We start from the raw sequence: 14,726 nt of genomic DNA on the forward strand, positions 1-14,726 counted from the left end.
CGGTTAAAGCGCTGTCAATAAATCGTCTATGGAATGTCCCGTATAGAAATGGAACCTGACAGGCTAATCGTCCAGCCTCAGACTCTTTATCATATTCTCCATTAATGTCAAGTCTTCTTCAAAACCTTGTGGTATGCACTCGTAGCGCACAACTAGAGATTTTCCCTCAAGCTTGAATCGGTATATGACGACTGTACGCTCCTCTTGGAGTTCCTCCTTATCTATAAGAAGCTCCATTTTCTGAGCCTCGGTGTCAGCCACCCGCTCTGTTGTCTCACGAATGAGGCGACTCCCCTCCAGCTCTCTTTGAATGAAGCTATCCAGGTACTCCTCATCGGCAGGTTTAAATCCTATGATCATCAAGTTCGAGGCTACCGCTTCTTTGTTGAAATTGAAGGGCTCTCTCGAAATATAAACTTCGTTCATAGTTGCTCCTGCAGTACTTGACGGAAAGCCTGAAATCAGTCTGTCAGTGGTCGCCACTCCCCTTCCTAATATCAGAATACTATTTTTTTATTTTAATGGAAATATCCATCTTCTCACCCTGAGATTGAAATCCTGTCAATAACAGCTTACGCCATTGAATTTTATCCAAATATAGACATTCAAATGTTGGATATGGTATATTATCATTGCTGTACCGTAATTTCTTCGATGTGGAAAGGAGCTGTTCAGAATGGCAAAAGCAAAAACACTAGAGGTATTCCCTACTTAAAACCGAATACGGGCGCATGATCAAACGTTCATGATTCATTTCTCATGATTGATTTTTAACAGGGGTTGTATCCCCTTATTTGGTCATGCCAACAAGTAACCTTTCGTGAATCGTGAGGCTTGGGTCACAAGCAACGGTAGCACACTTCAGGTGTGTTATTTTTATGCTCTTTTTCTCTACATTTTGACCGCAGCAGACAGCCATGAACGGCTGCTTGCTGCGGTTTTTTGGCGTTGCGACCTGAGCATGCACAGAACAAGCAAGCCATTAACGCTTAACAGGGAGGCATTCATGAACACCTTTACACTACAAGACTACGGCTTCACGCAGCAGCTTGATCCCTTACACACAGAGGGTACGTATGCAAGAGTTACCGCTGTGCATAAGCAGCATTATAGCCTCATGACGGACCAGGGGGAATGCCTGGCTCGTCTCAAGGCAGGAATATATTTCAACAATGGCACGGAGGAATTCCCGACCACCGGGGATTATGTGCAGATTCAGTACAATCCGGGTGGGGATAGCCTGATTGTCCGAACGCTGCCGCGCAGATCCAAGTTTTCCAGAAATGATTTTTCCGGTCATGCAGCAGGCTATGCCAAGACCGTCAAAGAGCAGACGGTGGCTGCAAATTTCGATTATGTCTTTATTATGCAATCGCTGAACCATGACTTCAATCCACGTCGAATCGAACGCTACCTTGCGCTGTCGTGGCAGTCCGGCGCGATTCCTGTTATCCTGCTCACCAAGGCCGATCTGATCGACGATCCTTCAGAATATCTCGCCAAGGTTCAACATCTTGCCAACGGCGCCAAGGTTCATGCGATTAGCGCCAAAACAGGAGAGGGCCTCGACAGGCTGTCCACCTACCTGAAGAGAGGCCATACCATTGTATTTCTCGGCTCTTCCGGCGTAGGGAAATCAAGCCTTGTCAATGCATTAGCGGGCGAGGACATAATGGCGGTCAGCACGATTCGCGAGGAGGACAGCAAGGGCAAGCATACGACAACCCACCGCCAACTTATTCTCCTCAGCAGCGGCGTGATGGTGATTGATACACCGGGGATGCGGGAGCTAGGCATGTGGGAGAGCTCCGCAGGGATTCGCGAGGGCTTCTCGGATGTCGAGCGTTATCTCGGCAGTTGCAAATTCTCTGACTGCGCGCATACCCGTGAGCCGGGATGTGTGGTCAGAGCTGCCCTGGAGAGCGGGGAATTGCCTCAGGAGCGTTGGGACAGCTACGTGGCTCTGCGTAGGGAAACGGCATTCGTAGAGAACAAAGCCGCCTATCTGCGCAACAAAACGGCTCAACACGTCGCTCTGAAAGTCGGGGAAAGGCAGAAACAGAGGGGAGGAAAGCATAGATGAGTACGACCTACGATGCGGCAGCCAGTGCTGCCCCAAGCCTGTTATTGCCTGCTATTGCCGAACTATATGATCTGGAGGGCTATTCCTTCACCCAGATTCAGCCCCATGGCGGCAGAAATCTGGTGTACACCTGCCATAAAGAAGGAGCTCCCGAGCGGATCATCCGAATCGCTTTTCTGGACGATCGCAGCAGGGAGGATTTTGAGAGCGAGCTTGAATATGTCCGGTATTTGTATGAGCACGGAGGAAGAGTCTCCAATGTCATCGACTCGCGACATGGTCGGCTGCTGGAGGAGCTCCGGCAGGGCGAGCATACCTATTTCATCAGCCTGTTCGAACGGGCTCCAGGGAAGCTGCTAGCGGATAACCACTATCGCTATCGGGACGGCGCCCCCCTTGCAGAATACTTCTACAACTGCGGTCAGACACTAGGCAAGCTGCACCAATTGTCCAAAAACTATACACCCACAACCCGCAGATATGATTTCTTCGACAACTACCATCGCACCACGATCGAGCGCATCGTTCCCGAATCCATGCCGGTTGTGAAGGAGAAGCTGTTGCAGCTTGTAGAGACGTTGCAGGGCTTGAGCCAACATGAGGATCACTATGGTATGGTTCATTTTGATTACAGTGACGGAAATTATCACATCGATTTTGAAGACGGCGCCATCACTGTATTTGACTTTGATAATTGCTGCTATTGCTGGTACATGTATGACTTGGCGACGCTATGGGTGCATGGTGTAGGCTGGGTACAATTCGAACCGGATGGGAACAAGCGCAGGGCGTTCATGGACGACTATTTCGCAGCCGTTCTGGACGGCTACCGCTCCGAAACTGAACTGGAGGACACCATGCTGGAGCTGCTGCCTTTATTCACTCGCGTGACACTCATGGAGTTTATATTGGAGCGATTGAAGGAAGCTTCGTTGGAGATGCAGCATAACGAGGCCGCGGCGGAGGACGACGAAGAACTCATGTACCTCGTTAGGTGCGTGGAGGACGATCTGCCGTATCATGGATTTTTCCATGAACTCTACTCGTGCGAGGCTCCCTTTCAATACCAGGCTCGTCAGGATTAACGGCATTCAACCTGTAATCCTGTAATCCTGTAATGAAATAGGTAAAACCCACCGCCCTCTCCATAGTTACGGTACAGCTTAATGGAGGGGGCGGTGGGTGATAGCATAGACTCGCGGCACTTCCTATTACCTTCGATCATACATTATGAATTCCCTGAGTTTGCTCGTATCTGTCATATCGTGATTGCATTGCTCGCTATCCAGACACATGTAATTGCCCGTCACAAGATCATTCCTCCGCTTGGTTGTCACCATCCCGATATGTCCACCTGTACGGCATTGATTACACAGGATACAATAGCACGTTTTTCTTCCTTCGAGCGGCGTGTATCGGCATTCGAGTGTATACAATGCCCCGTCTGCATGATAGATAAGATAGAGGGAATTGGTCGAGATATCCTTCCAGCCTACATAATCCTGCTTCATGTCCTCCAGGTTGTCGAAATCGGGAATACAGAATGATTTGGCCTTAGGAAACAGCTTGCGCACCTGCCGATTGGTTAGACTCGGAAACCTCTCAACGTAAGGCGACAATGATCTTAACAGATCAATGACGTCATCCTGTCCACGAAATCCCCTAAGATTCTTAAATAGCTGCTTGATCTCCGGGTCCAAGTGTCTGATGACTTCCCCAATCTTGTATTCAACTTCCTCTTCAATAGCCCTTAATGTCCGGTAGTCTCCTACGAAATAAACCGTCTGAATCAAATAATTAAGTTGTTTATGTATGAAATTAAGTTCATACGGTTTAATTAACAGCACCAAAGATACCCCCAATACCCTATTAGTATTTGTGTGCAGAGCCTATAACGGAATGTAAGGAATATCCTCTACAAAAACAACGTCTTCCCTCAGACCACAGTACTCCCCTCTATAGACAGTTCCTCTTGCCATGCCTTGTCCTCCAGAACCTTTATCGCATTAAAGTCACGGCCAGCAAGAAAATCCGGGCGTGTCAAAGGCTTCCGAGGCAGGTTATCTACCGAGTTATAGGTCATAATTAACAGCCTGCGATCAAATGGAGAGATATTGGGCGCCGAGGCATGGGCGACCAGCGGATCAAAGATTAACACGGAACCGGCCGGTCCTTTAGGCGCCTCGATCCCGTATGCGTTCACCAGCTTGCGAAGCAGCGGAGTATCCAGCGTATACTTTAGATCCACGCTCAAATGATTGCGCCATGACGCCCCTGACTCTGAATGGTCATCATTGATCACCGTGTCTATGTTCTCATATTTATGAGAGCCCGGAATGATGGCCAATGGCCCGTTAAATTCGGTCACTTCGTCCATATATATGCTGGCGTTAATTAATTGAGGGGTAGCGATGCCATCTTCCTGCTCCCAATATACATAATCCTGATGCCAGTTCCACATCTCTCCCGCCAATCCCGCTTTGACATTGATTTTGTATTGATGCAGATATACCCCGCTCCCCAGAAGCTGCATCACAGGCTCAAGCAAGCGAGCGTAGGACTTGAGCTGATCGAAGGTTTTGTTTGTCAGATGAGGAGCGTATATGGAGCGGACGGTTCGTTTATCATTTTCGAGCACTCTTCTTGGAGAGTCTTCGGCAGAGACGATGGAAAACTCCTCATTCAGCTTGGATACGATGTTATCTGGAATGGCAGATTCGAGAAACACATACCCTTTTTCGTTATAGCTCTTCACTTGTTCAGTTGTTAACTCCATATTATACCATCTCCCCAAAATATATCATATTTTAATAACTTCCTCCAGTCATTCGCGAAATACTTGTCTCAACATCTGTCCTCAGGAATGCAGAACCTCCTGCTTCCGCAGATACGGGATGAACGTTTCTTTGCCCTCATAGCTTTTAAGAGTCAATCCTTTCTCGGAGTAATCGACGATCGTATCGCTTGAAACTGGAATTTTCCCGTTGATTGTTGTCAGCACATAGGTCGGAATAGCAAATCCGGTCGTATGCCCGACAAGTCCTTGCATTAATTCAATTCCAGTCTCCAGTGAAGTCATAAAATGAGAGACGCCTGTTACATTATCGCAATGGTAGAGATAATAAGGGCGCACCCGGATTTTCAACAGACCATGAAGCAACGCCTTCATCGTCTCCAAATCGTCATTGATGCCTTTGAGAAGCACCGATTGATTCTGTACGGGGATACCATGCTTCAATAGCAGGTCGCACGCCCGTGCAGATTCCTCTGTAATTTCTTTGGGATGGTTAAAATGTGTATTGAGCCAGATCGGATGATACTTCTCCAGCATCTCGCAAAATTCTTTCGTAATGCGCTGCGGGAGCAATACCGGGTATCTTGTGCCGATCCGGATAATCTCAACGTGCGGAATGCTTCTAAGCTTGGAGATAACATCCTCAAGCCGATTATCCGAATAGGTTAGCGGATCGCCACCGGTTAATAGAACGTCACGGATCTCGGGATGCGCCGCTATATAGCGGATATCCTCCTCGAAGGATTCCCCTTCCCGCCTTTCAAAGTAGGTTCCGTTCACATCCGTCGTATGATATTTGCGTGTGCAATGCCTGCAATAGACGGAGCACTGCTCTGTTACCAGCATCACAACCCGATCCGGGTATTTGTGAATGATGCGATTGGTAACCCGATATTTCATATCCCCTACCGGATCGACATCGGAATACAGATTAGGTACGAATTCGTCGGCTGTAGGCAAAGATTGCAAGCGTATTGGACAATTCGGGTCTGTCGGATCCATTAGCGATGCATAATAAGGAGTAATGGCCCAACGGTAAAGCCCCTCACTTTTTTTTATCACCTGTTCCTCCTCTGGACTTAAGTGAATGTACTCCTTTAAAGCCTCGACGGTCTGAATTCGATTGCGGAATTGCGCCTTCCAATCCTGTCGGTCCCAATCTTCACGCATATCCTTTCCTCCTCAGCACATGAATTAATGTTGCTTTCTCTTCTTCTGCTAGGTAATATCCAGCTCTGAGAGCTTGGAGATGTTATGCACCGAAGAAAAGATAATGAAGATGGAGGAGCACATTAAGCCGATCGCTCCTATAATCAATGTCGGCGTGGTGCCTATAAAGCCGCCAAGCCATCCGCCCAGCACTGCGCCAATCGGGATGACGCCCCAGCCGAACGTCCGCATGCAAGCATTCATTCTTCCCTGCAATGTGGGTGGGGTAATGCTTTGCCTCAGACTGCGCTGGTTGATGTTATAGACAATAACCATCGCGGCATCAATCATGTACATAGCCATGATGAGGATGACCGCCGGTACGGTAGGCAATAAGGTCGCGACAGGGATGATCAGAGAAACGAGGCCGGCGAGAACCAACGAGCATACCAGCGTCTTGCCTACTCCCAATTTGTCTGCGATAGGCTCGGCAATAAGAGCCCCTAACAGCGCGCCCACACCGGACATCGAAAATATTAGTCCGATATAGACAGGGGTTAACTCCAAGGTGCGGGTAATATACAAAATAAAAATAGGCTCGATCACATAGGTAAACAGGTTGAAGATGACCGTTCCGAACAGAATGGCTCGCAGGACATTATTCTGAAAAACAAATGTCGCCCCCTCCCGAATCTCGGCCCACATATCTTGCTTCGTGCCTTCAGGTACCTCGATCGGCTCCTCCTGCTTCTTAATGAAGGCAAGATACATCGCCGACAACAAGTAGGTGCCGATATTAAACAGAATCGACAAGGGGGCGGAAAACACCTGAATCAGCACTCCCCCGATGCTCTGGCCAACCACGGTGGCGCTCGAGCTGCTGAATTCCAGTTTGCTATTGCCTTCGACCAGTTCATCGTTCTTGACAACGGTGGGCAAATAAGAGGTGTGTGCAATCTCGAAAATTACGGTATTGATGCCCACAATGGCTGCGATGACATAGAGTGTAGCCATCGTCAAAGCGTCTATAAATATGCCAATGGGAATACCGAGTAATACGACCGCTCGGATAATATCGGATACAATCATCATCGGACGCTTCGGCTTGCGGTCTACCCAGACACCAACAAACATACTAATCAGCAGAAAAGGTAAAAATTCGACCGCAGATAAAATCCCCATCTCAAGCGGCGTTGCGTCCAGCATCAATGCCGCAATAAGCGGAATGGCCACGGTCGTTATTTGAACACCAAATGACGACACCGTGTGCCCCAACCAAAAATTTCTGAAATCATGCTGTTTCAATAAACCAAGTGAAAGCTTCCTCATGATATCCCCTGCCTGTCCTGCTGCATTGTAATAAATTGAATAAGCTCTGTTGCATCGTCAAGCGTCCGAGCCGTCTCCTCCAGGCTCTCTCCGTGAGCAATGACATATCCCAAGCGTTGATAGGCGTTTTGCGGAGGCGCTACATATTCCCCCGGCGCAATATTCACCTTCACATCCTTCACCTTGCTCATCCTGGCAGCTTGTTCTACCCCTGTGACTTGCGCGAGTTGTCCTTCCAGCTTGGACATCAGGAATCGGATTCCCGCTGTCCCCTGGTAGGTCACCTGTCGAATGTCGGGACCGCGATAGGCGCATAGTAGATGCTGCTCCAACATATCCCATCCTGTAGTCAAGCGAATCAACTCGGGAATCATCCCCCCCGCCAGACGACCATTGATCTCAATGATCGAGCATCCGTCCTCCGTCCATTTGACCTCCGTATGCGCTGCTCCATGACTAAAACCGACGACCTCAAGTGCCTGAAGCACGGTTTGATTCATAGCATCGGCCTGCTGGGGAGGTAGCTGTGCAGGAAACAGATGGCCCGCTTCAATGAAATAAGGAAACCCGGCAAGTGATTTCTGAGTGATACCGACGACCCTGGTCTGCCCCTGCCAACTGATCGTCTCGACGCTATACTCCGGTGCTTCGACATACTCCTCAATCAGCACCTCCTCCGGCGCCGCTTGACCGCGCACATTGAACTTGACGCTAAGAATGCTCGACATATGCTCTTGAGCGATCTCCAGGCTTGAGCAGAGACGAACTCCATTCGAGCCGCTGTCCTGCGTCGGCTTGACGATGCACGGCAGGCCAACGCTGCGAATGGCGGCATCCAGCTCCGATTCATGCCGCACCACCTTGAAGCGCGGCTGAAGAAGGCCTGCCTGTGCGAGAGTGCTGCGTGTTTCCGCTTTGTTACGAACCTTGCGGATGACCTCGATAGAATTGCCGGGGAGGCGATACGCTGCTGTTAACGCTGCTACCTGCTCAAGGTAGAACTCACTTGTTGTCGTCACCCCCCGAATTTCCCCTGCGCTCACCGTATCTGCAAGCTGTCGCCGCAATTGCTCCAGATCATTCGTATCGCAAACGTGTACCGCACATCCCGTTTCTGCCAGGCCCGAATACCTTGCCGGATGGTTCGTATACAATACAGGCTCCAAGCCCCACGCTGAAGCACGGGTCAAGGCAAGCATACCTGTACCGGTCGTATTGGCTTCAATGAACACCAGCTTAGACACGTTGAGCCACTCCCTCCAGCCTTGCGTAGGACCACGAATGGACGACAGTCCGATAAGGAACCAACTGCGGCTCCTCTGGCAGGACCAAGCCATCGATCTGCTTGCCCACTCTATACTGGTGGCTATAGATGGTATCTACATACCGGTCGCCGCGATCTGGAAAGATGGCCAATATATTCGTATGTTGGGGAACACAGGATTGGAGCCATCTGGCTACAACGTAGACTGAGCCGGATGAGTTGCCGGCAAAAATCTGCTGTTCTCGCGCCAGGGCGAGCGTCGCGGCAAATGCTTCTTCGTCATTCAGCCAGTGTACCTCGTCAACAAGCGAATGATCTACGTTCGGAGCGATAATCGAATTGCCCAGCCCGCCCTGCAATCGGCCGGAACGGTCAGGCTGTCCGAAGATTACGCTCCCTGTGCAATCGACCGCAATCACTTTGAGGTTCGGATTATATCGCTTGAGAGCCCGAGCCGTTCCTGTCATAGACCCTCCGCTTCCAACTGCGGCGATGAGGAAGTCTACGTGTCCAAGACCGCTCATGACCTCCTCGGCAAGTGCGCTATACGCGACGGGGTTGTTAGGATTTTCATATTGTCTGGGCCAATACGCCCCCGGGAGCCTATCCATCATCTCGTGAAGCCGTTGCAGACGTGCGCTCTGCCATCCGTTCGTCCCCATTCGCTCTACGATCTCAATGTTGCAGCCTAGCGAAGTCAATTTTGCGAGCGTAATCGAGTCGATCCGCGGATCGGTAACGATATGCACCTGATGCCCCAGACATGCTCCTACCATCGCAACGCCGCAAGCCATCGTGCCAGACGAGCTCTCGATAATGGGGGCGCCTTCTCTCAATTCTCCAGTACGCTTCGCTTCCAGAATAATCTGCTTGGCTACACGATCCTTCATCCCGAACGGGTTCATTAATTCCATCTTGGCAAACACGTTCCCCTTGCCCTGAATCGGGTTTAATTGCACCAAAGGCGTATTTCCTATCGACTCGATTATATTTGTACAAATCAAGCGGCCACCCTCTTTTAAGTTTCAATATTCGCTCCATGGATCGGACAGTTGGTCAGCGATTCATCCACATCTCTACTTCTTCCTCGCTCATCTGCTCGATCTGTTCATAGAGAAGCATCTCGAGCCTGGACGCGAGCTGCTCTATGGTCGGATTGAGCAGCACTTCACGCAACGGAATCTCAAGCATCAACTGGCGGCGAATCCGCGATACGACCTGTGTCGCCAGCAAGGAGTGCCCGCCCAGATCGAAGAAATGATCCTGAACACCGATAGTGTTCATATGGAGCAGCTCGCTCCATATGCCAGCGAGGTATTCCTCCATCTCTGTTCGAGGCTCGATGAAGACTGCCGCAGCATAATGCTGCATTCGCTCCGGCTGGACAAGCTGGCTGCGATCCACCTTGCCATTCGCATTCAGCGGCATCCGATCAAGCTGTATAATAAATGAAGGCACCATATAATCCGGCAGCATATCCTTCGTCAGTTGTCGGAGCTCCTCGCATATGTCGATGGTGCTGTTCAAGGACACGACGTAGGCCACAAGTCGTTTGATACCTGGCGTCCCCTCCTCAACGATCACAACAGCTTCTTTGGCGTTTGCATGCTGCAGCAACACGGCTTCGATCTCGCCCAGCTCCACCCGCATGCCACGTATTTTCACTTGATTATCGGCCCTTCCTACAAACTGGAGTGAACCGTCAGGCCGATAGAAGCCGAGATCGCCTGTATGATACATCCGCTCTCCCTGGAAGAACGGGTCCGGCTGGAAGGACTGAGCTGTCCGCTCCGGCATATTCAGATAACCATGAGCCAGACCTGCGCCGGCAAGATACAGATGACCCGTAACTCCTGGAGGGACCGGCTGCAGATATTCATCAAGCACATAGCATCTGTTATTATCGAACGGTTTGCCGATACATACGGCTCCCTCCGCTTGCGCATCCTCCATTGTCGCTACGTGCAGCGTAGAATCTATGGAGACCTCAGTAGCTCCCCACGTATTGTTAAGTGTGCCAGGCAGCTTGACGAAGAAACGTTTGACCGTGTTCGCAGCCAGCGCTTCACCGGATGAAATCGTACTGCGTAGCTTATATAATCGCTCCCGATCTTCAGGCGTAACCTCATCCAGCACCAGATTCAGCATGCTTGGAACAAACTGGACGTGAACGATCTCATGTTGAATGCACGCATCAATGATTGAACGGGGATCACGGTGCAAGCCGGGCTCCAGCAGCACGACACGCCCGCCGCACATTAGCGGCCAGAATAACTCCACGGCAGCGTCATCGAATGTGAGCGTGGTTTTCTGAAGCACGCTCTCCCCGTGCCGCAGTTGAAACTGCTTCTGCATCCAGCACATTCGATTGACCCAGCCTCGGTGAACATTAATGACCCCCTTCGGCTTGCCGGTAGATCCTGACGTATAGTAAATCGACACAGGAGAATCTGCCGTTGCCCTTCGTTCGGGCCGGGTCGTTGGCTGCCGCTCGATACGCTCCCACTCCGAATCGGGACATATGATGGTGATGCCGTCCACATTCAGCTTTTGTCTCACATGCTCCTGGGCCAGGCATACGAGCACATCCGCATCTTGTAGTAAGAGCCGAATCCTGCTCGTGGGCAGCTCGATGTCAATCGGGACGAAAGCAGCGCCAGCCTTCAAGATCGCCATCAGGCTGATGACGAGCTCCAATGAACGTTCCACGACAACACCCACAACCTTCTTTTCACCCAGATCGTGCAGCAGAATCTCATGAGCAAGCTGATTGGATTGCTTCTCCAGCTCCTCATAGGTCAGCTCCTGATCCTGATAGATGGCCGCTATAAGCTTCGGTGTCTCTCGCGCCTGACGTTCAATAAGCTCATGCAGACATAGCTCGGAAGGAAACGCAGCAAAGGTATCGTTCCACGCATACAGCATACGCTGGCGCTCGTCTCTTGATAACAGAGGAAGCTGCGAGATATTCTGTTCAGGATCGCTTAAGATGGCTTCCAGCAGGGAGGTGAAGCTTGCGACCAGCCGATCGATCGTTGCCCTCCTGAACAAATGCGTATTGTATTCGAACGTACCCGCTAACTGACCGCCAGCCGTCTCCTTCAGATACAGAGTCAAGTCATAGCGTGCCGTCTTGCTATTAACCTCAATGGAGGTGACACCTAAACTGCCAAGCTCCAGCATTTCCTCCAGTTTGTTTTGATAAGCGAACATGACCTGAACGATGGGGGAGTACGCTGGATTTCGTTCGGGCTGCAGCTCCCTTACCAACAGTTCGAACGGGACATCCTGATGCTCGTAGATGTTAAGGCATCGTTCCTTGACTTGCTGCAAATAAACACGAAAACCGTCTTCACCCTTGAAGTGGCTGCGAATGGCTACCGTATTTACGAAAAACCCCAGCATTTGCTCGAATTCTCGCTGGTTCCTATTAGCCAGGGGGGAGCCGATGATCATATCCTTTTGACCGGAATAACGATGGAGCATGATGCTGAAGACCGCCTGTAAGATCATATATGCAGAGGCTTCCGTCTGCCTGCTCAGCGCCTGAATACGCGACATCCACTGCTTGGACAATGAAAAGTAGACTTTATCCCCTTCAAAGGTTTGTACAGGCAGCCTCGGTTCATCTGTCGGCAATTGCAGAACCGGCAGCTCCCCCGAAAGCTCGTTCTTCCAGAAATCAAGCTGCGTCCGAAGGACATGATTCTGAACCCATTCCTTATGCCATGCAGCATAATCGCTATATTGGAACGGCAGATCCCGCAGAGGACTAGGCTTGTTATCGAGGTAAGCTGTGTATAGAATATTGAGTTCATTCAGGAACATCACATTCGACCATGCGTCTGTAATGATATGATGCATGTTGATAAAGAGAACGCTGCTCTCCTCGCCAAGCTTCAATAAAGCCATTCGAATAAGTGGCCCCTTCTCCAGATCGAAGGGCTTCCGCGCTTCCTCCGTTAATTTGTGCTGTAGCAGCGATTCCAAATGCCCCTCGATACTCGCGTCCACTTGGATGATCTCCAGTTGAAGCTCGCCCTCCCCTGCAATGATCGGTAAAGGCTGGTCATTTGCAATCGCGAACGTCGTCCTGAGCACCTCGTGCCGCTGAACCAATTCGTTCAGCGCGGCTTGCAGCGCGCTAGTATCGAGCTTGCCTTCGATTCGAAAGGCTAATGGCTCATTGTACACCGGGTCTAGGGGATCGACCTGCTGTAGAAACCACATGCGCTCCTGGGCAAAAGACATCGCCCGCGCGTCCGACCTGCCGGATGGAAATATAGCCTGCTCAATCAGGGCCTCGCCCCGGTATCCCCTTTCCTCCAGATGCTGCGCCAAATCCTTGACGTTTCGATGCTCGAAGATCAGTGCAAGCGGCAAAGTCAGCTCTGTATATGAACGAAGAGTGCTGATGACCCTGGAGGCAGAGATAGAGTCCCCCCCTATCTCAAAAAAATCGTCTGTTCGTCCCACTTCCTCAAGTCGCAATATATCCGAGAACGTTCTCGCCAGAAATGCCTCCATCAGCGTTTGAGGTTCGGTAATCATAGGAGAACCGGCGCTGTCGGGAGAGGGGATCGGTAAAGCATGACGATCTATCTTGCCATTAGGGTTGAGCGGAAGCTCCTCCATCACCATCATAAAGTGCGGAATCATGAAGGCTGGCAGTCTGATCTTTAGTGACTCCCTGATCTGCACTGCCGACCTGGATCGGCCGGGGTATAGGACAACGTAGGCCGTCAGGCGCTGATGATCGGGAATATCCTCGCGAAGCATCACAACAGCTTCTCTAACATCGGCATCAGCCAATAACGCGGCCTCGATCTCGCCAAGCTCAACGCGGATGCCCCGAATTTTGACCTGGTGATCAGATCGCCCTACAAAGTACAGGCTCCCATCCTCTTGAGCATAGGCTTGATCCCCCGTTCGATACATTCGTTCCCCCTTCACAAATGGATCATCGAGGAACACGGCGCTTGTGCGCTCAGGGTCATGGAGGTAGCCTCTTGACAGACCGTTGCCCGCGACGTACACATCTCCGGCAACACCCACAGCTACCTTGCGAAGATTGTGATCCAAAATATACACTCGGCTGTTAGGCAAGGGAGTTCCAATGGATATCTGCCCTTCTCCCACAAAGTCCTTCGGCGTACAGAGATGCAAGGTCGTTCCGATCGATAATTCCGTCGCCCCCCATAGATTGTATAAATTCCCTGGCATGCCAAGCTGCATGTACCGCCTCCCCATCTGGACAGGCAGTGCCTCTCCACCTCCGAAGCAGCCTCTTAAATGCGTCATCTGCTGGATCTGCTGCGGCTTCACAACATCCATCACCCTGCCCAGAACACTGGAGACGAGCACAAGGAAGGAGACGTCATACCGGATGACCGCCTCAACGATCGCTTCTGGGTCCTGGTGCAGCCCCGATTCGAGAAGCGCAACAGTGCCACCGGTAAGAAGCGGCCAAAAAATCTCCATAGCCGCATCGTCGAAGGTAAGTGTCGTTTTATGTAGGACGGTCTCACCGGGTTGCAGGCGCAGAGCACTCTGCAGGGACAATAGAGCCGTCACCCAGCCTTGATGCCTGTTCATAACCCCCTTGGGCTTGCCAGTAGAGCCTGATGTATAATAGATAGAAACGAGATGCTCGGGCTGTACCTCGGTGCGCGGCGAACAGGCAGACAGCTTCTCAAGCTCACCGTACAAGGCCGGATATACAAGCATCTCCTCGGCAATACAGGAAGAGTCCGCCATCCCCTCTGGATCAGCAATACAATAGCGTGCTCCTGCTTCGGTCAGCATGTGGTGGTTCCTGGCATATGGCGCTTCGGGGTCAAGGGGAACGTAAGCGCCGCCTGCCTTTAATATCCCAAGCAGTGCCACAATCATGGCGGGTGAACGCTTCATGCAAACCCCTACCGGTGTATCAGGCACTACGCCCTTATGGATGAGGTAATGTCCAAGCTGGCTCGACTGCTTGTGCAGCTCCTCATATGTGAGGCGTGAATCGTTCATGATAACCGCAACCTGCTGCGGAGTCCGTTCAACCTGCTGCTCGAAGAGCTCATGAAGGCACAGATTCGGAAAATTCAAGCCATCCACTC

Annotated in this window: 10 protein-coding genes; 2 read left to right on the forward strand and 8 right to left on the reverse strand. The window is 51.0% G+C overall.

The annotated features are described in order from the left end of the window. Positions 1–63 precede the first annotated feature (63 nt). Complete coding sequence (locus tag ACY1JZ_RS22660) at positions 64–426, reverse strand: hypothetical protein (RefSeq protein WP_462631049.1); 363 nt, start codon at positions 424–426, stop codon at positions 64–66. Positions 427–1,006: 580 nt separating this feature from the next. On the opposite strand from ACY1JZ_RS22660, the gene rsgA reads away from it, so the two are divergent. Both rsgA and ACY1JZ_RS22670 read left to right on the forward strand, forming a co-directional pair. Then, positions 1,007–2,083 carry a ribosome small subunit-dependent GTPase A gene (rsgA, locus tag ACY1JZ_RS22665; RefSeq protein WP_462631050.1) on the forward strand — a complete coding sequence of 359 codons (1,077 nt, stop codon included), beginning with the start codon at positions 1,007–1,009 and terminating at the stop codon, positions 2,081–2,083. Then, positions 2,080–3,168, forward strand: coding sequence for a phosphotransferase enzyme family protein (locus tag ACY1JZ_RS22670; RefSeq protein WP_462631051.1), 1,089 nt, complete (start codon positions 2,080–2,082; stop codon positions 3,166–3,168). Before rsgA ends, ACY1JZ_RS22670 begins: the two co-directional genes overlap by 4 nt. A gap of 126 nt (positions 3,169–3,294) precedes the next feature. Here the strand turns inward: ACY1JZ_RS22670 and ACY1JZ_RS22675 are convergent, their stop codons facing one another. The 7 genes from ACY1JZ_RS22675 to ACY1JZ_RS22705 all read right to left on the reverse strand — a co-directional run bounded on the left by ACY1JZ_RS22675 (position 3,295) and on the right by ACY1JZ_RS22705 (position 14,724). After that, positions 3,295–3,930: a FusB/FusC family EF-G-binding protein gene (locus ACY1JZ_RS22675; RefSeq protein ID WP_270168140.1), complete on the reverse strand. Its 636-nt coding sequence runs from the start codon at positions 3,928–3,930 to the stop codon at positions 3,295–3,297. 89 nt (positions 3,931–4,019) lie between these two features. Further along, complete coding sequence (locus ACY1JZ_RS22680; protein WP_462631052.1) at positions 4,020–4,859, reverse strand: phytanoyl-CoA dioxygenase family protein; 840 nt, start codon at positions 4,857–4,859, stop codon at positions 4,020–4,022. Positions 4,860–4,940: 81 nt separating this feature from the next. Beyond that, the gene (blsG, locus tag ACY1JZ_RS22685) at positions 4,941–6,047 is read right to left on the reverse strand and encodes an arginine 2,3-aminomutase (protein ID WP_462631053.1); all 1,107 of its coding nucleotides are present in this window, start codon (positions 6,045–6,047) and stop codon (positions 4,941–4,943) included. Positions 6,048–6,095: 48 nt separating this feature from the next. Then, the gene (locus ACY1JZ_RS22690) at positions 6,096–7,355 is read right to left on the reverse strand and encodes an MFS transporter (protein ID WP_462631054.1); all 1,260 of its coding nucleotides are present in this window, start codon (positions 7,353–7,355) and stop codon (positions 6,096–6,098) included. Beyond that, on the reverse strand, positions 7,352–8,599 hold the full coding sequence (locus ACY1JZ_RS22695) for an ATP-grasp domain-containing protein (protein ID WP_462631055.1): 1,248 nt from the start codon (positions 8,597–8,599) through the stop codon (positions 7,352–7,354). The genes ACY1JZ_RS22690 and ACY1JZ_RS22695 overlap by 4 nt, the downstream gene beginning before the upstream one ends. After that, entirely contained in the window at positions 8,592–9,623 is a 1,032-nt protein-coding gene (locus ACY1JZ_RS22700) for a PLP-dependent cysteine synthase family protein (protein WP_462631056.1), read from the reverse strand. Before ACY1JZ_RS22700 ends, ACY1JZ_RS22695 begins: the two co-directional genes overlap by 8 nt. Positions 9,624–9,675: 52 nt before the next feature. Continuing rightward, positions 9,676–14,724, reverse strand: coding sequence for a non-ribosomal peptide synthetase (locus ACY1JZ_RS22705; RefSeq protein ID WP_462631057.1), 5,049 nt, complete (start codon positions 14,722–14,724; stop codon positions 9,676–9,678). Between the last annotated feature and the right edge of the window lie 2 nt (positions 14,725–14,726).

It is taken from the genome of Paenibacillus sp. J5, from assembly GCF_054955055.1.